The sequence below is a fragment of the Stenotrophomonas sp. Marseille-Q5258 genome (assembly GCF_946900935.1).
GTDB lineage: Bacteria > Pseudomonadota > Gammaproteobacteria > Xanthomonadales > Xanthomonadaceae > Stenotrophomonas > Stenotrophomonas nematodicola.
Genome location: NZ_CAMPPN010000013.1, coordinates 22,113 through 42,369 on the forward strand (window position 1 = coordinate 22,113; position 20,257 = coordinate 42,369).

General features: G+C 64.5%; 16 protein-coding genes. 8 read left to right on the forward strand and 8 right to left on the reverse strand.

Features of this window, described 5'->3' with window-relative positions:
• Window positions 1–12 precede the first annotated feature (12 nt).
• From OC534_RS10330 to OC534_RS10365, 8 genes are all read left to right on the forward strand, one after another.
• Window positions 13–843, forward strand: coding sequence for a glycine zipper 2TM domain-containing protein (locus OC534_RS10330; RefSeq protein WP_026070858.1), 831 nt, complete (start codon window positions 13–15; stop codon window positions 841–843).
• A gap of 122 nt (window positions 844–965) precedes the next feature.
• Window positions 966–1,511, forward strand: a complete 546-nt coding sequence (locus tag OC534_RS10335; RefSeq protein ID WP_262071751.1) for a GNAT family N-acetyltransferase — start codon at window positions 966–968, stop codon at window positions 1,509–1,511.
• Window positions 1,512–1,606: 95 nt separating this feature from the next.
• A complete protein-coding gene (locus OC534_RS10340; protein ID WP_017356643.1) occupies window positions 1,607–2,266 on the forward strand; it encodes a glutathione S-transferase family protein in 660 nt (219 codons plus the stop codon).
• 45 nt (window positions 2,267–2,311) lie between these two features.
• Complete coding sequence (locus OC534_RS10345; protein ID WP_153165376.1) at window positions 2,312–4,594, forward strand: thiamine pyrophosphate-dependent enzyme; 2,283 nt, start codon at window positions 2,312–2,314, stop codon at window positions 4,592–4,594.
• A gap of 3 nt (window positions 4,595–4,597) precedes the next feature.
• On the forward strand, window positions 4,598–6,541 hold the full coding sequence (gene asnB / locus OC534_RS10350) for an asparagine synthase (glutamine-hydrolyzing) (protein WP_136003356.1): 1,944 nt from the start codon (window positions 4,598–4,600) through the stop codon (window positions 6,539–6,541).
• A gap of 90 nt (window positions 6,542–6,631) precedes the next feature.
• Window positions 6,632–7,192, forward strand: coding sequence for an NAD(P)H-dependent oxidoreductase (locus OC534_RS10355; protein ID WP_017357570.1), 561 nt, complete (start codon window positions 6,632–6,634; stop codon window positions 7,190–7,192).
• 208 nt (window positions 7,193–7,400) lie between these two features.
• The gene (locus OC534_RS10360; protein WP_017357569.1) at window positions 7,401–8,825 is read left to right on the forward strand and encodes a replicative DNA helicase; all 1,425 of its coding nucleotides are present in this window, start codon (window positions 7,401–7,403) and stop codon (window positions 8,823–8,825) included.
• A gap of 257 nt (window positions 8,826–9,082) precedes the next feature.
• Window positions 9,083–9,295: a hypothetical protein gene (locus OC534_RS10365; protein WP_262071752.1), complete on the forward strand. Its 213-nt coding sequence runs from the start codon at window positions 9,083–9,085 to the stop codon at window positions 9,293–9,295.
• 303 nt (window positions 9,296–9,598) lie between these two features.
• On the opposite strand, the gene OC534_RS10370 is transcribed toward OC534_RS10365, so the two are convergent.
• The 8 genes from OC534_RS10370 to OC534_RS10405 form a co-directional block, all read right to left on the reverse strand.
• Complete coding sequence (locus tag OC534_RS10370; RefSeq protein WP_262071753.1) at window positions 9,599–10,306, reverse strand: hypothetical protein; 708 nt, start codon at window positions 10,304–10,306, stop codon at window positions 9,599–9,601.
• The gene (locus OC534_RS10375; protein ID WP_262071754.1) at window positions 10,303–11,913 is read right to left on the reverse strand and encodes an RNA-directed DNA polymerase; all 1,611 of its coding nucleotides are present in this window, start codon (window positions 11,911–11,913) and stop codon (window positions 10,303–10,305) included. Before OC534_RS10375 ends, OC534_RS10370 begins: the two co-directional genes overlap by 4 nt.
• A gap of 331 nt (window positions 11,914–12,244) precedes the next feature.
• Window positions 12,245–13,069, reverse strand: coding sequence for an IS3 family transposase (locus tag OC534_RS10380; RefSeq protein ID WP_262071755.1), 825 nt, complete (start codon window positions 13,067–13,069; stop codon window positions 12,245–12,247).
• Window positions 13,069–13,383, reverse strand: coding sequence for a DUF1153 domain-containing protein (locus tag OC534_RS10385; RefSeq protein ID WP_262071756.1), 315 nt, complete (start codon window positions 13,381–13,383; stop codon window positions 13,069–13,071). Before OC534_RS10385 ends, OC534_RS10380 begins: the two co-directional genes overlap by 1 nt.
• A 206-nt stretch (window positions 13,384–13,589) precedes the next feature.
• Window positions 13,590–15,026 (reverse strand): dihydrolipoyl dehydrogenase, encoded by a 1,437-nt coding sequence (gene lpdA, locus OC534_RS10390; protein WP_136003360.1) that lies wholly within the window; start codon window positions 15,024–15,026, stop codon window positions 13,590–13,592.
• Window positions 15,027–15,087: 61 nt separating this feature from the next.
• Window positions 15,088–16,287, reverse strand: coding sequence for a dihydrolipoyllysine-residue succinyltransferase (sucB, locus tag OC534_RS10395; protein ID WP_136003362.1), 1,200 nt, complete (start codon window positions 16,285–16,287; stop codon window positions 15,088–15,090).
• Window positions 16,288–16,330: 43 nt separating this feature from the next.
• On the reverse strand, window positions 16,331–19,162 hold the full coding sequence (locus OC534_RS10400; protein WP_136003364.1) for a 2-oxoglutarate dehydrogenase E1 component: 2,832 nt from the start codon (window positions 19,160–19,162) through the stop codon (window positions 16,331–16,333).
• A gap of 186 nt (window positions 19,163–19,348) precedes the next feature.
• Window positions 19,349–20,257, reverse strand: coding sequence for a GNAT family N-acetyltransferase (locus OC534_RS10405; RefSeq protein ID WP_262071757.1), 909 nt, complete (start codon window positions 20,255–20,257; stop codon window positions 19,349–19,351).

A 20,257-nucleotide genomic window follows, 5' to 3' on the forward strand; every position in this document is an offset into this window, starting at 1 on the left:
AAGGAGCCGGTTATGAAAAGTACAACCACCACTGCTTTGGTCGCCGCTGGCGCGCTGCTCGTCGGCGGTATCGCCACCGCCGCTTTCATGAAGAGCGGCACGTCCTCCCCGGATGCGACCACCGCGGCACAGAGCCGGCCCACCCTGGACACCACCCCGCTGACCGACGACGGTGCGCGCACCGATGCCGTGGCCCTGGAAGACAAGGCCGGCAGGCTGGAATACGCCGACGTGGTCAAGGTCGATCCGCTGACCCGCAAGGAGAAGGCCTACGCCACCGTGATCGGCACCGAGCCGGTGCGCGAGACCTCGACCACCCAGACCCCGCATGAGGTCTGCCAGGACGTGGTGGTGCAGGAACGCCTGCCCGAGCGCGACGGCAACGTCGGCGGTACGGTGGCCGGTGCGGTGATCGGTGGCCTGCTGGGCAACCAGGTCGGCGGCGGCAACGGCAAGAAGGCAGCGACCGCCGCCGGTGCGGTGGCCGGTGGCCTGATCGGCAACCAGGTGGACAAGCGCCACGTGGGGGGCCGTGTGGTCAACCGCACCGAGCGGCAGTGCCACACCGAAACGGCAACCTCCGAGTCGACGCGCGTCACCGGCTACAACGTGACCTACCGCAATGAAGACGGCACCACCGGCACCATGCGCATGGCCAGCAAGCCGGGCAACCGCATTGCGATGGGCACCAGCGACGCGGTCACCGGTTACAACGTGACCTACCGCTACGACGGCGTCGAAAAGACCGTCAAGATGGACAACAAGCCCAGCAGCGATCGCCTGCCGGTGATCGATGGTCAGCTGGTCACCCAGACCGCGTCGCTGGATGCCAACCGGCAGTAAGCGCCGCTTCTCCCCGAAGCATCGAACGACACGCCGGCCCTGCGCCGGCGTGCCGCGTTGTGGGGCCTGCCGTGCGGCCCACGTTCTGCGATCATGGCCGGCGTAGCCATTGGGACCGCCGCATGAGCATTGTCGATCTTGCCCTGGAAACCGACCGCCTGATCCTGCGCCCGCCGCGCGTCGAGGATTTCGATGCCTTCCTGCGCTTCTGCAGCGACCCGGAGGTGATGCAGTACCTCGGTGGCGTGATGCCCCCCTCGCAGGCCTGGCGCAGCTTCAGCTGCCTGGTGGGCAGTTGGCACCTGTATGGCTTTTCGATGTTCTCGGTGATCGAGAAGGCGACCGGCGCGTGGGTCGGGCGCATGGGGCCGTGGCAGCCGCTGGACTGGCCCGGCACCGAGGTCGGCTGGAGCATCTGCCGCGAGAGCTGGGGCAAGGGATACGCGCCCGAGGCTGCGGTGGCCAGCATCGACTGGGCCTTCGACACACTGGGCTGGGATGAGGTGATCCATACCATCGAGCCGTCCAACGTCAATTCCCAGGCCGTGGCGCGCAAGCTCGGCAGCACGCTGCTGCGCATGGGCGAATTGCCGCCGCCGCATGCAGGCGTTCCGATGGAAATCTGGGGCCAGTCGCGCGCCCAATGGCGACAGCGCCGGCAGGCGTGAGCAGGATGCTGCACCCGCGCTTGGCAAGCCCGCCTGCTTGCGGCCAGACTCGCGGCTGCGGGCAGACCGCCCGCCAGTGATCCGAGAGGGTGGCAATGACGTCGGTACGGGCTCCGTTGACGGTGTATGGCATGTCCGTGTCGGGCAACTGCCACAAGGTGCGCATGCTGCTCGAACACCTCGGCAGCCGTTACGAGTGGGTGGAAGTGGACAGCGCCAACGGGCAGACCCACACGCCCGGGTTCCTGGCCCTCAACCCCAACGCCAAAGTGCCGCTGGTGCAGCGTGACGACGGCCGGGTGCTGCCCGAGTCCAATGCCATCCTGTTCTGGCTGGCCGAAGGAACGCCGTACCTGTCCACCGACGGCTGGGAGCGCGCGCAGACGCTGCGCTGGATGTTCTTCGAACAGTACAGCCATGAGCCCTGCGTGGCCGTGGCCCGCTTCATCCGCGGCTGGACCGCCATCGATTCCCCGCGCCGCGCTGAACTGCCGCAGCTGCAGGCGCGCGCGGCACAAGCCCTGGCGGTGATGGAGCAGCACCTGGCGCAGGCCGACTGGTTCAGCGGCCGCCACTACGGCATCGCCGACATCGCGCTGTTCGCCTACACCGATGTCGCCGCCGATGGCGGCGTGACGCTGGCGCCGTATCCGGCCGTGCTGGCCTGGCTGCGGCGCGTGCGCGCGCAGCCCGGCTTCGTGCCGATGCCGCCGGTGTCGCCGCAGGTGCAGGCGTTGCTCGTACAGCCGGCCTGACCGGCACGTTTGATCGTTTCCGCAGCACCTCACGGAGGGTGATGGATGTTTGCCGTGGTTCCCGATCCGATTCCCGCACGCATGAAAGGCCTCAACCGGGCCGAGATCTGCGATACCAACTTCATCGACTTCGTGCAGCAGTGGCGCGGCCCGGCCGTGCCGCGGCCCGATCCGGGCGCGCCGATCCTGCCCGGCAGCACGCTGGACGCCCAGGGTTTCGGCGAGCTGCTGGAGTCCCAGCTGATCAGCCGCCACCTGGACCTGATGGCGCGCGTGCTGCGTGTGCAGAACAAGGTCTTCTACACGATCGGCTCGGCCGGGCACGAGGGCAATGCGCTGGTGGCGCGCCTGGCCCGGCACACCGATCCGGCGTTCCTGCATTACCGCTCCGGCGGCTTCATGGCCGAACGGTTCCGCAAGGTGCCGGGGATGGACCCGGTGATGGATGCGGCGTTGTCCTTCGCGGCCAGCCGCGACGACCCCGCCAGCGGCGGCCGCCACAAGGTGTGGGGCAGCAAGCCGCTGTGGGTGCTGCCGCAGACGTCCACCATCGCCTCGCATCTGCCCAAGGCGCTGGGAACGGCGATGGCGATCGAGAGCGGGCGGCGCATCGGCCATCGCCTGCCGATTCCCGACGACAGCGTGGTGATCTGCTCGTTCGGCGATGCGTCGGCCAACCACGCCTCCGCGCAGACCGCCTTCAACACCGCTGCGTGGGCCGCCCACCAGCGGCTGCCGGCCCCCATCCTGTTCGTCTGCGAGGACAACGGCATCGGCATCTCGGTAAAAACACCGGAGGGCTGGATCGCCGCGAGCTTCGGCCATCGGCCGGGCCTGGACTACTTCTTCGCCGATGGACTGGACCTGGCCAATGGGCATGACGCGGTCCAGCGCGCGCTGGTGCATTGCCGGCAGACGCGGCGGCCGACCTTCCTGCACCTGCGCACCACGCGGCTGATGGGCCATGCCGGTACCGATTTCGAGATCGAGTGGCGGCCGCTGGCCGAACTCTGCGCGGCCGAGGCAGCCGACCCGCTGCTGCGCTCGGCGCAGATCGCACTGGCCTCGGGCTGGATGACGCCGGATGCGCTGCTGGCCGCGTACGAGGCCGTGCGGCAGCGCTGCTTCGCGGCGGCGGACGAGGCCGATCGCCGGCCGAAGCTGTCTGCACTGGAGGACATCATCGCGCCGCTGGCGCCGTACTCGCCGGCGGCCGTGCGTGCCGAAGCCGAGCGCCTGCCGGACCCGGTGGCGCGCGAGGCGGCCCACGGCGGCGCGGCGCAGCTGCCCGAACGCCTGCCGCCGCGCCACCTGGCGATCCAGATCAACCAGGCGCTGCACGAGCTGATGGCCAAGTACCCCTCGACCCTGCTGTTTGGCGAGGACGTGGCGCAGAAGGGAGGCGTGTACACGGTCAGCAAGGGCCTGCTCAAGGCGTTCGGCCCGCGCCGGGTGTTCAACACGCTGCTGGACGAAACCATGATCCTCGGCATGGCCCAGGGCCTGGCCAACCTGGGCATGCTGCCGATCCCGGAGATCCAGTACCTGGCCTACCTGCACAACGCCATCGACCAGCTGCGCGGCGAGGCGTGTTCGCTGCAGTTCTTCTCCAACGACCAGTACCGCAACCCGATGCTGGTGCGTGTGGCCGGGCTGGGCTACCAGAAGGGTTTCGGCGGCCACTTCCACAACGACAACTCGATCACCGCGCTGCGCGACATTCCCGGCCTGGTGGTGGGGTGCCCCTCGCGGGGCGACGATGCGGTGCAGATGCTGCGCACGCTGGCCGCGCTGGGCCAGGTGGATGGCCGCGTGGCGGTATTCCTGGAGCCGATCGCGCTGTACATGACCAAGGACCTGCACGTGCCGGGCGACGGCCAATGGGTATTCGACTACCCACCCCCGGGCCAGCCGGCGATGCTGCCCGGCGAGGGGCGCGTGTACGCGCCGGACGCCAACGACCTGGTGATTTTCACCTTCGGCAATGGTGTGCCGATGAGCCTGCGTGCCGCGCGCGGCATCGAGGCGACGCTGGGCTGGCAGGTGCGCGTGGTCGACCTGCGCTGGCTGGTGCCGCTCAATGCCGGCTTCATCGCCGAGCAGGGCGCTACCGCGCAACGCATCCTGGTGGTGGACGAGGGCCGCCACAGCGCCGGGGTGGGGGAGGGCGTCATCACCGCGCTGGTCGAGGCCGGTCTCGGCCACCTGCCGCTGCAGCGGGTCTGCGGCGCGGACACCTATACGCCGTTGGCGGGGGCAGCAATCTCGGTGCTTCCAAGCGACAATGCCGTCCTGAGCGCCGCACGGGTGTTGGCGCAGGATCTCTGACGCATGTGTGGATTGGCAGGAATGCTGCTGCCCGCTCCCGGGCTGGAGCAGGCGACACTGGAACACCGGGCGCGCGCGATGGGCGATGCGATGGTCCATCGTGGGCCGGACGACAGTGGGGTCTGGGCAGATGCGGCCGCGGGCATTGCGCTGGCCCACCGCCGCCTGAGCATCCTGGACCTGTCGCCGCTGGGCCATCAGCCGATGGCCTCGGCCGACGGCCGCTACGTGCTGGCCTACAACGGCGAGGTCTACAACTTCGCCTCGCTGCGCGCTGAACTGGAGGCGCTGGGCCACGGCTTCCGCGGGCATTCGGATACCGAGGTGCTGCTGGCCGCGATCAGCCAGTGGGGGCTGGACGAGACCCTGCAGCGGAGCAATGGCATGTTCGCCATCGCGCTGTGGGACCGGACTGGGCAGTGCCTGTGGCTGGCCCGCGACAGGGTCGGCAAGAAGCCGCTGTACTACGGCTGGGCCGGCGGTGCGCTGGTGTTCGGCTCGGAGCTGAAGGCGCTGTGGCAGCACCCGGACTTCGACAACGGGGTGGACCGCGACGCGCTGACCCTGCTGTTGCGCCTGGACTACATCCCGGCCCCACACTGCATCCATGAGCGCTGCTTCAAGCTGTTGCCGGGCCGGGTGCTGCGGCTGGATGCGCAGGCAGTGGCCGCCGGCGCCGCCGCGCATCGCCCCGACCAGATGCAGCAGCCGTTCTGGAATGCGCGCGAGCGCATGCAGCAGGCGCTGGCAGCCCCGTTCGTCGGCAGCGATGAGGAGGCCGAAGAACGGCTGGATGCGATCCTGCGCGACGCCGTCGCACTGCGCATGGTGGCCGACGTGCCGGTGGGCGTGTTCCTGTCCGGTGGCACCGACTCGTCGGTGGTGGCCGCGCTGATGCAGGCGCAGTCGCCCACGCCGATCCACAGTTTCAGCATCGGCTTCGAGGGATCCCACCACGACGAAGCGCCGCTGGCCAAGGCGCTGGCCACCCACCTGCAGTGCGACCACACCGAGCTGTACGTCAGTGGCGCCGATGCGTTGGCGGTGGTGCCGACGTTGCCGGCGATGTTCGACGAGCCGTTCGCCGATGCCTCGCAGGTACCCACCGCCCTGGTGGCGCGCCTGGCGCGCGGCAAGGTGACCGTGGCGCTGTCCGGCGATGGGGGCGACGAGCTGTTCTTCGGCTATGGCCGCTATCAGCGCGCGCTGCGCAATTGGACGATGCTGGGCCGGGTGCCGGCGCCGCTGCGGCGCTGGATGGCCGCGCGCGCACGCGGGCAGGGCGAGGCCTCGCGTACCGGCGGGCTTGCTGCGCTGCTGGCCGAAGCGGGCGCACGCGGCATTGGGGATGTGTACCGCAACCGCATCACGCGCTGGCGCGATCCGGTGGCCGCGGTGCCGGGCGCTACGGCGGCGGGCAGCTTCTACGACCTGGCCGACCCGCTGCACGGTGCCGGCTCGCCGGCCGATGCGATGATGCTGGCCGATTTCAGCACCTACCTGCCCGACGACCTGCTGTGCAAGGTGGATCGCACCAGCATGGCGGTGAGCCTGGAGGCGCGCGCACCGCTGCTGGACTGGCGGGTGGCCGAATTCGCCTGGTCGCTGCCGATGGCGCTCAAGCACCGCGACGGGGTCAGCAAGTACCTGCTCAAGCGCGTGCTGGGCCGTTATGTGCCGCAGGACATGGTGCACCGGCCCAAGCGCGGATTCGGCGCCCCGGTCAGCGAGTGGCTCAAGGGTGACCTGCGCGGCTGGGCGGACGAACTGCTCGACCCGGCGCGGCTGGCCGCCGAAGGCGTGTTCGATGTGGCCGCGGTGGCACCGCGGTGGCAGCAGTTCCAGCAGGGCGAGCGCAAATGGCATACGCACCTGTGGAATGTGCTGATGTTCCAGGCCTGGCAGGCGCACTGGCAGCAGGTCCGGGCAGGGGTCGCGCGCGGCTGACCGGCTGTCGCGCCGCATCCGGCGTGGCCTTCACCACTCGCGAAGGCCGCCCCGCCTAGGCTGGGCCTTCCCACGACTGGAGATGCCTTCATGCCTGAATTCAAGATTGCCGTGCTGGTGGGCAGCCTGCGCAAGGGGTCGCACAACCTGGCGCTGGCCCATGCGCTGGAAAAGCTCGCGGGCGACAAGGCCCGGTTCGACTATGTGTCGATCGGTGACCTGCCGCTCTACAACCAGGATTTCGACAGCCACTATCCTGCGCAGGGCGTGCGCCTGAAGCAGCAGATCCGCCAGGCCGACGCGGTGCTGTTCGTCACCCCCGAGTACAACCGCTCGGTGCCGGGCGTGCTCAAGAACGCCATCGACCTGGGCTCGCGGCCGTATGGCGACAGCGCCTTCGCCGGCAAGCCTGCCGCGGTCATCGGGGCGTCGGTCGGGGTGATCGGCACGGCCTTGGCCCAGCAGCATCTGCGCAACATCCTGGCCTACCTGGACATGCCGGTGCTGGGCCAGCCGGAAGCCTTCCTGCACTTCAAGGAGGGCCTGATCGACGCACAGGGCACGATCACCAACGCGGGCACGCAGGCATTCCTGCAGGGCTTCGTGGACCGCTTCCTGGCCTGGACCGGTACGCACGGCGGTCAGCATTGAGTCGGGTGCATCTGCGATAATGTGGCCCTCGACGGGTGCCGCAACGGCGCCCGTCGCCACCACGGCGCCGGCCCCGGCCGATGCGGCCGGCCGCCGCCGGCATGCCCCCAGCTCATCCACTGCTTATCCACAGAGTTGTGCATGGCTGCGGCAGTCGCTGCGTGCCTACCATGTCCAACGCCTCATACCCCGCAGGAAGTACGCTCCCATGTCCGCCCGTTCTGGCTTCCGTTCCGACCGCAAAGACCGCGGTGACCGTTTCGACCGCGACGAGATGCGCATCGACGCATTGCGTGTTCCGCCGCATTCGATCGAGGCCGAACAGGCGGTGCTGGGCGGATTGATGCTGGCGCCGGAAAGCTACGACCGGGTCAACGACCAGTTGACCGAAACCGACTTCTACCGCCGCGATCACCAGATGATCTACCGCGCGATCCGCGAGCTGTCCGAGCGTGATCGGCCGTTCGATGCGGTCACCCTGGGCGAGTGGTTCGAGTCGCAGGGCAAGATGGAGCTGGTCGGCGACGGCGCGTACCTGATCGAACTGGCCAGCACCACGCCCTCGGCGGCCAACATCGCCGCCTATGCCGAGATCGTGCGCGACAAGGCCGTGCTGCGGCAGTTGATCCAGGTCGGTACCGACATCGTCAACGACGGTTTCCAGCCCGAGGGGCGCGAGAGCAGCGAGCTGCTGTCGGCGGCGGAAAAGTCCGTGTTCGCGATCGCCGAGCAGGGCGCGCGTGGCCGGACCGATTTCGTGGCGATGCCGGGTGCGCTGAAGGACGCGTTCGAGGAACTGCGCAACCGCTTCGAGAACGGCGGCAACATCACCGGTCTGCCGACCGGCTACGCCGACTTCGATGCGATGACCGCCGGCCTGCAGCCGACCGACCTGATCATCCTCGCCGCGCGTCCGGCGATGGGCAAGACCACCTTCGCGCTGAACATCGCCGAGTACGCCGCGATCAAGTCCAAGAAGGGCGTGGCGGTGTTCTCGATGGAAATGTCGGCCTCGCAGCTGGCGATGCGCCTTATTTCCTCCAACGGCCGCATCAACGCCCAGCGCCTGCGTACCGGCCAGCTCGAGGACGAGGACTGGAGCCGCGTCACCGGCGCGATCCGGATGCTGAAGGAAACCAAGATCTTCATCGACGACACGCCGGGTGTATCGCCGGAGATCCTGCGCTCCAAGTGCCGCCGCCTCAAGCGCGAGCACGACCTGGGTCTGATCGTGATCGACTACCTGCAGCTGATGTCGGTACCCGGCAACAGCGAGAACCGCGCGACCGAAATCTCGGAGATTTCGCGCTCGCTCAAGGGCCTGGCCAAGGAACTGAATGTGCCGGTGATCGCGTTGTCCCAGCTCAACCGCTCGCTGGAAACGCGTACCGACAAGCGCCCGGTGATGGCCGACCTTCGCGAATCCGGCGCAATCGAGCAGGACGCGGACATGATCGTGTTCATCTACCGCGACGACTATTACAACAAGGAAAATTCCCCAGACAAGGGCCTGGCCGAGATCATCATCGGCAAGCACCGAGGCGGCCCGACCGGCTCGTGCAAGCTCAAGTTCTTCGGCGAATACACCCGTTTCGACAACCTGTCGCACGACTCGGTCGGCTCCTTCGAATAACGCCAATGGCGTTGAGGGGTTCGTTCTACGCGTGCCGGGGGCCTGGTCGGGCGTGCGGGCCGCTTGCCGGCTCTTCATGGACCCTCGGACGGACGTGGGGGGGGGGCCGGCCAGCGGCCGGCACCACGGGGCTGTTCCTCCAGACCGATCCGGGGTTCGTCGGAGAACCGGAGGGTTTCGTCGCAAACAGCTTGAAGCCGGCCGGGCAGGGCGGCACGGTACTACCGCAGCGGCAAGGTGCCGCCCTGGAGACCGTCATGAAGACCCTGTTCGCGCTCGGTGTGTGGTGCCTGCTGTTCGTGCTGTGCTGGCCACTGGCGGTCCTGGCTCTGGTGGCGTGGCCCTTCGTCTGGCTGTTGAGTCTGCCGTTCCGCCTGGTGGGCATCACTTTCTCGGCACTGTTCGCGTTCCTGCGCGCGCTGTTGATGCTGCCGGCGCGGCTGCTGGGTGGACCGGTCGCCGCGCGCTGATCAGAGTCATATCTGCCCGGGGAGCGGTGCTTGATCTCCTCTTCCATCTTCGCGCTCCTGGGTGCCTCCTTCGGAAAGACATCACGCTTCTGTTAGTTGCTAATAGCTGATCAACCTGTCAAGGCGCGGATAGGCCCGTCCCCAGCTACCAAGAATCTATTAGATGATGAAAGCGGTGGATTTATTGGTGGATCGTGGTTCTTTGGTCGGGTGGAGTTGGTGAAGGCCGCGAGAAATTGAGATTGGTTCCGTTAACCGCTCGGTGCCTCGTCTACTATGAACTCGAGCGCGCAGAAACTCGACTCACCTGGATACTGAGAGTCGAGTCATGCTAGTTGCGATGTTTGCAAGAACATCGCTCTGGCGCAACCCGCTCAACTCCAAGCAAACGCTATCTAGTGTTCGTTTCCAGAGGAAGCCGCTTCTCGGATTATAAAGACCCACGCTGGAGAATGCGGATTGCTCTTTTATAAACACCAAGCTGGAGTATATTAGAAGTTGCTTTAGGTCGGTCACGCGGAATCCACGATCACCTGCCTTGACTTCATATAGACAATCCTCGTAGATGAGGTCACCTTCGCAGGATGCCACGATCCCACAGCCCGAGAACTTTGGTCTAAAAATTATCGATTCGCGATTCGTGAAGAAGCGAAGCAGGTTTAAAGCAAGCGCGATGGTCTCGGCCTTGCTCTTATCATCCAACTCAGATGTCACCGAGTGTGAATCGTTAGTGATCCTAAGTATGTATTTCGAGACATCTTCTATGGAATCATAGAGAAGGGGTAGAAGGAGTTTTGATTGAGCCCTTGTGTCTAGTTCAACGGCTTTGCGAAATACCTCGAATGCAAGTTCATTGATGAAACCGCGAATCCTAATTGGTGCAAGATTGTCGACGGGAGAGCCCCAATGCTCTACGCGGAGATTTTCCCGGCGCCAGTACGTGTCCGCTAGAGGGATGATGTCATGCCAAACTGAAGTGAAGCTTGTTGAGAAGTGTTGTTCCGAGATCATACCGGAACCCTCCATGATCCTTGGGCCTTTTGTTTGGAGTGCGATGCCCATTTCAGTACAAGTTTGTCGTACTCATTGAGGTCGTGCTTTACAGAATCTCGCCAATGCCTCCCTTCATCCTCCAAGATGTACGAACTTATGAGCATGGCCCTCCTCTCCCATACGGTTAAAGTTGGGTAGTTCCTTCTGTAATTTGAAATCCAGTGATCTGCTCCTCGATGAGCCATCATTAAGATCAAATCTCGCTTGATCATCATGCTTAATGGCTGCTTGTAGATGTTGGATAGGATAATCTCTGTTTCCTCGGACGGATCTTCGGAAAGTAGTCGCAGGGCATACGAGAGATTTGTGGGAACTTGCGTAATATACGAATTTGAGATAATTAGAGATCGTATTTGTTTAAATAGCGATTCTCTAGTGGAAGTTTCCAGGTTATCTAAAAGTCCCCGACATAGTAGCATTACGGATGGAAACACTGGATACAGTAGGTCAAGACTATGGAGGAGAGATTTTACAGCATCGTTCTGAACTTCTGGTTTGAGATGCTTTAAGGCGGAGAGAAGTCTCTTGGAGAGACTCTCGTCAATTCGGCTCTTGGAAAGTTCGCGCCCAAGCATTCCTACGATATCAAACTTTGAAAGTTCTTCTTTGAGCTTCTCGTAGTCTTGTTCAGCGGTTTGAGAGTATGGATCGTAATACACCCGGAGACGCTGGAATGCACGTTCTTCGCTATCCACTTGTGCTTCGGACTCTTCCGGTAACGAGAATTCCGAGGTGGATAGAAACTCCTTTGAGGTCATGATTCGAGTTTTTGTTTTCTGAAGCGAAAGCCCCTCGTTGACCAGGAGTAGGTCGTTTAACGAAATCAGTGCTGAATATGCTTCCTCTTTGCTGTTTGCAAAGATGATGTAGTCATCAACAAACCTGCAAAAAGTAATGGACTCACTTACAAGGAGTCTATCGACTCGGTTTAAGAGTATCTCGCTCAAGATTCGGGCGGCTGGTCCGCCAACAGGTAATCCATAGGATACATTGTCAGAAATTGATTGCAGTAATGCCATTATACGATTTATGACAACGCCATTTGAAGTGGCCTTCTTAAGTGCGTTTTCGAGTCTGTGATGGTAGATGCGGGGGTAGAAATCGGAGATGTCGCATCTTAGTACGTACGGATGAGCGCGTGCGTGTGTGACAGCCTGAGATTGGAATGCGTGCCATCCAATTGATCTATCGAATAGAGAACCACCCTCGTCGTCGGGCTTGAACCTATACGAGAAAACTATGTCTCTGCTGAGCCTTTTGGACTCAACTTCATTTGCGATTGAGATAACTAGCGAAAGTAAATAGAGATTCCAGATCGGGTCGATCTGTGTCCCCCAGCGGAATCCGCTATATCCAACGACTGATAGGTTTTTTGCGGTCAGAACAGGGTGGTCTTTGATCGCCGAATCGAATTCCTTGTCAATGTGCTCAAGGACGGAAACTGCACAATCTGGTAGATCGTTTAGAATGTGGTTATCAATTGGATACGGAAAGATGTCCGTATCTCCGAATTTTGCGACATTCTTCACTGCTAGTTTGAGGTTGCTCTTGGGGACAATCGGCATGGTTCGACGCTCTCCGTGGCACAGGATGGACAGGGGATAAAGCTGGGTCTTTGTTTTTAGTCGAGGATAGCGCGGGCCACCTTGCGGTCTCAAGGTATGGAGGAATCTTGTTCTGGGGCCTTGAGGTGCAGCTTTAGATTCTCCTGATGTCTGTTTACCCTTGACGATTTCCCGGCACGGGCGATGACGGTGTCGGTTGCTTAATGCGGGTTCGTTATAAGGTGGTCTTGGGCGACGATTGATCGTCCTGATCGATTGATGCGCGGCTGCTCGATGCGATGGCATTGAGTGGCTTGCCACTTGTGGAATGACCCACCGTTTTCTGCTCAGGTCATGCGGTTAATGTAGCGGCATGAGCCGCATCTGGGGTCATCATCTTCAGCGCCTGATGTGGGCGCTGTTGGTTGTAGAAGCCAATCCAGTCGCCAATGATCCGCAGGGCATGGACTTGGCTCTCAAACCGGTGTCGATGCGCGCACTGGTCCTTAAGCGTCCGGATCACGCGCTCCACCATCCCGTTCTGCTGCGGGCAGTGCGGCGTGATGAATTCCTGTTTCAGGCCGTAGCTGCGCACCAGGCGCGTGTAGTCACGGCTGGTGAAGACCAGACCGTTATCCGAGCGCAGCAGGAAAGGCTCCGGCACACGTCCCAGCGCGCCAAAGCGGGCGATCAAGGCCTGCTCCAGAGCGGCTGAGGCAGTGCTCGCCTTGCCGGTGCGTGACAGCTGCCAGCCCAGGAGCTGCCGCGTGCTGCAGTCGATCACCAGCGTCAGGCTCAGCCAGCCGTCCTTGCCTCCCCATACACGACACAGGTCTGTGGCCCATCGCTGGTCGGGCCGTTCGGCACGAGAGACCTTTGCCTCGATCCTGGGCCGTTGCCCAAGTGCGCGCTTGCGCACCTGCCAGACCTTGAGCTGGAAGATCCGCTGGACGGTGTTCTTGTTCATGCCCAGCAATGCAGCCACCGTGCGGTAGCCGAACGACGGCTCCGCCTCGATCATCTCCTTGATCGGCTCGGCAAGCTCCGCTTTGACCTTTGCAGGCGAACGGGTCGGCTTGTAGTACGTCGTCCGCCGCGCCACACCGAACCACTGGCACAGCTTGGTCATCGGTACCGCTACACCTTCGTCCTTCAGGCCCTGCTGCACCGAGAGCATCAGCTCTCGTCCTTTCCCAGCAGGGACGCCAGCTTTTTTCGGGCGCGGATCTCCAGCATGGCCTCGCCGTAGGCTTCCTGCAGGTCTTTGAGCTGGCGCTCGTACTGCTCGCGCACGTCCTCCGGCTTGGCCCGCAGCGCGTTTTCCATGCCGCGCTTGCCATCTTCGACCCAGCTCTCGATCTCGGCCGGCGTCAGGTCAAACTGGCGGCTGGCCGCAGCCACGGTGGTCTTGCCCTGGATGATCTCAAGGACCAGTGCGGACTTGCGACGGGCCGTCCAACGCTTGATCTCTTCTTCCATCACTTCGCTCATCGGTGTCTCCTTCGGGGAAAGTAACACCTGAGCAGGAATTCAGTGGGTCATTACACTTGCGACTTGCGACTTGCGGCTCGCGCGACGGCCGTCTAATGGTCGACTCGACCAACACCACATTTGTTGTGTGGCAGCGTCCGGCACTGACGCGCAGCCACAAAAAAACCCCGCCGAAGCGGGGTTTTTTTGTTACACCCTCGGGCCGGTCAGTTTGCCTTGTGGATCGACCGCTTGCCGACGGCCATCGCGGCGTCGTGCACCACTTCGGACAGCGACGGGTGGGCATGGCAGATGCGCGCCAGATCGTCGGCCGAGCCGCTGAACTCCATCGTCAGTACGCCCTCGTGGACCAGCTCGGACACGTTCGCACCGACCAGATGCATGCCCAGGATGCGGTCGGTTTCGGCGTGCGCCAGCACCTTTACGAAGCCGGCCGGCTCGATCATGGCGACGGCACGGCCGTTGGCGGCGAACGGGAAGCTGCCGGCCTTGTACGGAATGCCTTCGTCCTTGAGCTGCTGTTCGGTCTTGCCGACCCAGGCCAGCTCCGGCTCGGTGTAGATCACCCACGGAATGGTGTCGAAGTTGACATGGCCCGGCAGGCCCGCAATCAGCTCGGCCACCGCGATGCCTTCTTCGAAGCCCTTGTGCGCCAGCATCGGGCCGCGCACGCAGTCGCCGACTGCCCACACGCCATCGACGCCGGTGTGGCAATGGTCGTCCACTTCGATCTGGCCACGGGCGTTGATCTTGACGCCGGTGCCTTCGGCCAGCAGGCCCTTGGTGGCGGCGCGGCGGCCAACGGCCACCAGCAGCTTGTCCACGACCAGGCTCTTTTCGCCTTCACCATCGGTGTAGGTCAGGGCAACTTCCTTCTTCTTGCCCTTGCCGGTCACCTCGGCCTTGGAGACCTTGGCACCCAGGCGGATGTCCAGGCCCTGCTTCTTGAATTCCTTGGCGGCGACCTTGGCCACTTCGGCATCGGCGGCGGCCAGGAAGTCCGGCAGTGCTTCCAGGATGGTCACTTCCGCACCCAGGCGCTTCCACACGCTGCCCAGTTCCAGGCCGATCACGCCGGCGCCGATGACGGCCAGGCGGGCCGGCACTTCGGTGAAGTCCAGGCCGCCGACGTTGTCGACGATGGTGTCGCCGTCGAACTTGGCGAACGGCAGTTCGATCGAGTCCGAACCGGCAGCGATGATGACGTTGGTGCCCTTCAGCTCGACTTCCGAGCCGTCGTGCTGCTTGACCTTGACGATGTTGCCCGGCTGCAGCTCACCGAATCCGTAGTACGGGGTGACCTTGTTGGCCTTGAACAGCATGCCGATGCCGCCGGTGAACTGCTTGACGATCTTGTCCTTGCGGCCAATCATCGCCTCGACGTCCATCTTGGCGTCCTTGAAGCTGATGCCGTGGTCGCCAAAGATGTGGCCCATGTTCCAGAACTGGCGCGAGGAATCCAGCAGCGCCTTGGACGGAATGCAGCCCACGCGCAGGCAGGTGCCGCCGAGGGCGGGCTTGCCGTCCTTGCCCAGCGCAGCGTCGATGCAGGCGGTCTTCAGACCCAGCTGCGCGGCGCGGATGGCGGCGTGGTAGCCGGCCGGGCCGGCACCGATGACGACGACGTCGAATTGTTCAGCCATTGAGATAGTCCTTGTTGCTTTACCAGAACCCCTCCGCGCAGGCGCGGAGGGGCGGGAGGTCTTACAGGCCGAACAGCATGCGGCCCGGGTTTTCCAGCTGGTTCTTGATGTCCACCAGGAACTGCACCGAGTCCTTGCCGTCGATGATGCGGTGGTCGTAGGACAGCGCCAGGTACATCATCGGCGCGATCACGACCTGGCCGTTCTGGGCGATCGGACGCTCCTTGATGGCGTGCATGCCCAGGATGGCGCTCTGCGGCGGGTTGATGATCGGCGTGGACAGCAGCGAACCGAAGGTGCCGCCGTTGGTCACCGTGAAGGTGCCGCCCTGCAGTTCTTCCAGGCCCAGCTTGCCGTCACGTGCCTTCTTGGCGTAATCGGCGATGGTCTTTTCGATGTCGGCGAAGGACATGCGTTCGACGTTGCGCAGCACCGGGGTCACCAGACCCTTCTCGGTCGACACGGCGATCGAGATGTCCGAGTAGCCGTGATAGATGATGTCGTCACCATCGATCGAGGCATTGACCAGCGGGAAGCGCTGCAGCGCGTTGGCGGCGGCCTTCACGAAGAAGCTCATGAAGCCCAGCTTGATGCCGTGGGCCTTGACGAACTCGTCCTGCAGTTCCTTGCGCGCGGCCGAGACCTTGGACAGGTCGACCTCGTTGAAGGTGGTCAGCATGGCGGTGCTGTTCTTGGACTGCATCAGGCGCTCGGCGATGCGCTTGCGGATGCGGGTCATCGGCACGCGTTCTTCCGGACGTGCGCCACCGGCCTTGCCGGCACCGCCATTGCGGGCGAAGTTGACGATGTCTTCCTTGGTCACCGCACCGCGGCGGCCGGTGCCGTCCACGTCGGCCGGGTTCACGCCTTCGGTGATGGCGGTGAAACGGGCGCCCGGGGGCAGGGCGTCGGCGGCGCTCTTGGCAGCCGGAGCCGGAGCGGCGGCGGCTGCCGGCGCGGCAGCCGCCGGGGCGGCAGCGGCCTTCTTCTCTTCAGCGGCGGGTGCCGGGGCAGCCGCCACGGCACCTTCTTCGATGATGGCCACGACCTGGCTGGAGGTCACGGTAGCGCCGACGTCGAACTTGATTTCCTTCAGCACGCCATCGACCGGCGACGGCACTTCCAGAACGACCTTGTCGGTTTCCAGATCAAGCAGGTTTTCATCGCGCTTGACGGCATCGCCGACCTTCTTGTGCCAGGTGGCGATGGTGCCGTCGGCGACGGATTCGGGCAGTACCGGGGCTTTGACTTCGGTGGCCATGCGGGAGCTTCCTGGTTTGTCTTTTCTAGAATGAGGGAGGAGGTTATTCAGCGACCGAGTCGTTGAACGGGTTGACCAGCGCGTCGGCGATCAGCTTCTGCTGCTCGATGACGTGGTCAGCCATGTGTCCAGCGGCCGGCGATGCCGAACGGGCGCGACCTGCGTAATGGATGCTCTGGCCATCGGCCAGGCACGCCTGCAGGTGGTGGCGGATCTGGTACCAGGCACCCTGGTTCTGCGGTTCTTCCTGACACCACACCACATCGGCCGCCTTGCCGTACTTCTTCAGCTCTGCCGCCAGGGCCACGCGCGGGAACGGATACAGCTGTTCGACGCGGATGATGGCCACATCGTCCTGGCCGCGCTTGGTCTGGTCTTCCAGCAGGTCGTAGTAGACCTTGCCCGAGCACAGCACCACGCGCTTGACCTGCTTGGCGTTCGCGGTGGTGTCGCCGATCAGGTGCTGGAATTCGCCGTTGGCCAGCTCGTCCAGGGTCGACACGGCCAGCTTGTGGCGCAGCAGCGACTTGGGCGACATCACCACCAGCGGCTTGCGGGTGGTCATGCGCATCTGACGGCGCAGCATGTGGTACGCCTGCGCCGGGGTCGACGGCACGCATACCAGCATGTTTTCCAGCGCACACAGCTGCAGGAAACGCTCCAGGCGGGCGGAGCTGTGCTCCGGGCCCTGGCCTTCGTAACCGTGCGGCAGCAGCAGGGTCAGGCCACTGATGCGGCCCCACTTGGCTTCGCCGGCAGCGATGAACTGGTCGATCACGACCTGGGCGCCGTTGGCGAAGTCGCCGAACTGGCCTTCCCAGATGCACAGCGTGTTCGGATCGGTGGTGGAGAAGCCGTACTCATAGGCCATCACCGCTTCTTCGCTGAGCAGCGAATCGATGATGGTGGCCCGTTCCGGCGACTCGACCAGCTGGCGCAGCGGCAGGTAGTAGTTGTCGGTCTTCTGGTCGTGCAGGATCGCGTGGCGGTGGGTGAACGTACCGCGGCCCACGTCCTGGCCGACCAGGCGCAGGCTGTTGCCCTCGTCCAGCACGGTGGCGTAGGCCAGGTTCTCGGCAAAGCCCCAGTCGCCCGGGATTTCGCCGGCGGCCATCCTGCGGCGGTCGTCATAGACCTTGGCCACGCGCGAGTGCAGTTCCACGCCTTCCGGCACGGTGTTGATCAGCTGCGCGAGCTGCTTGAGCTTGTCGATGCCCACGGCGGTGGAGACCGGATCGGACAGCTTGCCGGCCAGCAGCTTCGGCCAGTCCACGTACATGCGGCTGGTGGCCGGGGTCTTCTCGACCGCGGCCAGCTCGGTGGTGACTTCACCGGCGTCGAGCTTGTTGCGGTACGCATCGACCAGCGCCTTGCCGCCGTCGGCCGGGATCACGCCCGCGGCTTCCAGCTTGGCGGCGTACAGCTCGCGGGTGGTCTGGTGCTTGCGGATCACCTGGTACATCAGCGGCTGGGTGATCGCCGGTTCGTCGGCCTCGTTGTGGCCCCAACGGCGGTAGCACATCAGATCGATGACCACGTCCTTGGCGAACTTCTGGCGGAACTCGAAGGCGAGCTGGGCCGCGAACACCACCGCTTCGGGATCGTCGCCGTTCACGTGCAGCACCGGGGCGGCGATCATCTTGGCCACGTCGGTGGCATAGCGCGTGGAACGCGTATCCAGCGGGTTGGAGGTGGTGAAACCGACCTGGTTGTTGACCACGATGTGCACCGTGCCACCGACGGCGAAGCCGCGGGCCTGGGACATCTGGAACAGTTCCATGACCACGCCCTGGCCGGAGAAGGCCGCGTCGCCGTGGATCAGGATCGGCATGACCTGCTTGCGGGCAGTGTCGCCGCGACGTTCCTGGCGCGAGCGCACGCTGCCGGCCACGACCGGGTCGGCGATTTCCAGGTGCGACGGATTGAACGCCAGCGCCAGGTGGACGGCGCCGCCCGGGGTGGACACGTCGGCCGAGAAGCCCATGTGGTACTTCACGTCACCCGCCGAGGCGTGCTCGTCGTGATCGAACTTGCCTTCGAATTCGTCAAACAGCTTGCGCGGGCTCTTGCCCAGCGTGTTGACCAGCACGTTCAGACGGCCGCGGTGGGCCATGCCGATCACCACGTCCTTGACGCCATCCTTGCCGGCGTCACGGATGATGGTGTCCATCATCGGGATCAAGGCATCGCCGCCTTCCAGCGAGAAGCGCTTCTGGCCGACGTACTTGGTATGCAGGTAGCGCTCGAGGCCTTCGGCCGCGGTGAGCCGCTCCAGCGTGCGACGCTGCGTGTCGGCATCCAGGTTGTAGTTGCCACCGGCCGATTCCAGGCGCTGGTACAGCCACTGGCGCTGCTCGACCTCGGAGATGTGCATGAACTCCGCACCGATCGACCCGGTGTAGGTCTTCTGGAGGCGCTCAAGCAGGTCGCGCAGCTTCATGCGCGGCTGGCCGGCGATGCCGCCGGTGCTGAACTCGCTGCCCAGGTCGCTCTCGGACAGGCTGTGGAACGGCAGCCCCAGGTCCGGCGGGTTGGTCGGCGGGGTCAGGCCCAGCGGGTCCAGGCGGGCACCGAGGTGGCCACGCGAACGGTAGGCGGTGATCAGACGGCCGACATTGCGCTCGCGCTCGTCGCCGGCACCGGTGGCCGTGGCGCTGTTGCCAGCGTTCTTGGCGGCTTCGGTGATATGGGCGATGACGGCCGAGTGCGGAATGTCACCGGCTTCGCGGCCCTTGAAGCCGTCGAAGTAGGTCTTCCATTTGGGATCGACACTGTCCGGAGAAACGAGGTACTGCTCGTACAGATCCTCGATATAGGAGGCGTTGCCGCCGGCGAGCTGCGAAGACTGCGCAAACTGCTTCAGTAGATTGTCCACGATGGAGGGTCGGATTCGCTTGTGGGGTAAGGCTTCGGTGAGAACCGGCAGGAAAAGTGAATAGCCCTGCGCGGGCGGTATCTAACTCCCCAAATTGTACCCCCATCGGGACAGGAAGGGGCGCCGGGGGGCCGCGCAGCGGTGCTGCGGTGTCATTGCCAGACAGGTTCGGGCACGCGGCGTGAGCTACAGGCCGAGCGCCCGCAGTTCCGTGCATTCACGCGAACGTTCCCATACGCGCTGCAAACCGTCCTGCAACGGTCGCGAACGTGCAGGCTGGTCGAGCCCGGCTTCGCCGTCGACGCGATGGCCGGCAAGACGAAAGTAGTAGTCCCCGCTGTCATTGACCAGACAGGCCGAGGCCACGGCGCGGTCTACCGGGTCCGCTACCTGGCGGACCCGGAACACGCTGGGCAGCCGCTGCAGCAGCCCCGGCAGAGGGGAGCCGCTCTGGGCGATGGCCGTGGCGTCATGCACGATCAGGCAGGCCTGCTTGTCGTGGCGGGCGGTGGCGAATCGGCGCAGTGCCGCCATCACCGGGGCGGCATCGAGCAGGCCCGGGTCGAGCTGGCGGCTGTGGATCCACAGGTGGCGCCGGGCGCGATGGACCAGCGCGGTGGTGATGGCCACGGCCTCGTCGAAGGTGGTGATGGTGGCCGCCCCGTCCAGCACGCGGCGCATGTGCTGATGGGCGATGCCGGCCTCCTCGAACAGGTCCCCGTCCGGCAGGAAGCCCTGACGGGCGTAGAAGGCGCGGGCCGGCAGCTGGGCGTGCAGGGCAATCTCGCGCCAGCCCCTTGCCCGGGCTGCCGCGACCAGAGCCAGCAGCACGGCCTCGCCGACGCCACGGCCGCGCCAGCCGGCCAGCACGGCCATGCGCCCGACGCGGCCGTCCGGGGTCAGCCGGCCGGCGCCGATCGGCTGGCCCTCGCTGTCGCGGGCCAGCACATGCACGCTGAGCGGGTCCAGCGCATCGACCTCCAGCGTGGCGGGAACCCCCTGTTCGTCGACGAACACGCGCTGGCGCACCCGGTGCAGCGCGGCATGCTGCGCCGGGTAGGGGACCTCCTCGACCTGGAAGGCGGGGCCGGCCAT

Excerpts from the sequence above, each read along its gene's own strand:
- OC534_RS10330 (WP_026070858.1), top strand. The coding sequence starts at position 13 with ATGAAAAGTACAACCACCACTGCTTTGGTCGCCGCTGGCGCGCTGCTC.
- OC534_RS10335 (WP_262071751.1), top strand. The coding sequence starts at position 966 with ATGAGCATTGTCGATCTTGCCCTGGAAACCGACCGCCTGATCCTGCGC.
- OC534_RS10340 (WP_017356643.1), top strand. The coding sequence starts at position 1,607 with ATGACGTCGGTACGGGCTCCGTTGACGGTGTATGGCATGTCCGTGTCG.
- OC534_RS10345 (WP_153165376.1), top strand. The coding sequence starts at position 2,312 with ATGTTTGCCGTGGTTCCCGATCCGATTCCCGCACGCATGAAAGGCCTC.
- asnB (WP_136003356.1), top strand. The coding sequence starts at position 4,598 with ATGTGTGGATTGGCAGGAATGCTGCTGCCCGCTCCCGGGCTGGAGCAG.
- OC534_RS10355 (WP_017357570.1), top strand. The coding sequence starts at position 6,632 with ATGCCTGAATTCAAGATTGCCGTGCTGGTGGGCAGCCTGCGCAAGGGG.
- OC534_RS10360 (WP_017357569.1), top strand. The coding sequence starts at position 7,401 with ATGTCCGCCCGTTCTGGCTTCCGTTCCGACCGCAAAGACCGCGGTGAC.
- OC534_RS10365 (WP_262071752.1), top strand. The coding sequence starts at position 9,083 with ATGAAGACCCTGTTCGCGCTCGGTGTGTGGTGCCTGCTGTTCGTGCTG.
- OC534_RS10370 (WP_262071753.1), bottom strand. The coding sequence starts at position 10,306 with ATGATCTCGGAACAACACTTCTCAACAAGCTTCACTTCAGTTTGGCAT.
- OC534_RS10375 (WP_262071754.1), bottom strand. The coding sequence starts at position 11,913 with ATGCCGATTGTCCCCAAGAGCAACCTCAAACTAGCAGTGAAGAATGTC.
- OC534_RS10380 (WP_262071755.1), bottom strand. The coding sequence starts at position 13,069 with ATGCTCTCGGTGCAGCAGGGCCTGAAGGACGAAGGTGTAGCGGTACCG.
- OC534_RS10385 (WP_262071756.1), bottom strand. The coding sequence starts at position 13,383 with ATGAGCGAAGTGATGGAAGAAGAGATCAAGCGTTGGACGGCCCGTCGC.
- lpdA (WP_136003360.1), bottom strand. The coding sequence starts at position 15,026 with ATGGCTGAACAATTCGACGTCGTCGTCATCGGTGCCGGCCCGGCCGGC.
- sucB (WP_136003362.1), bottom strand. The coding sequence starts at position 16,287 with ATGGCCACCGAAGTCAAAGCCCCGGTACTGCCCGAATCCGTCGCCGAC.
- OC534_RS10405 (WP_262071757.1), bottom strand. The coding sequence starts at position 20,257 with ATGGCCGGCCCCGCCTTCCAGGTCGAGGAGGTCCCCTACCCGGCGCAG.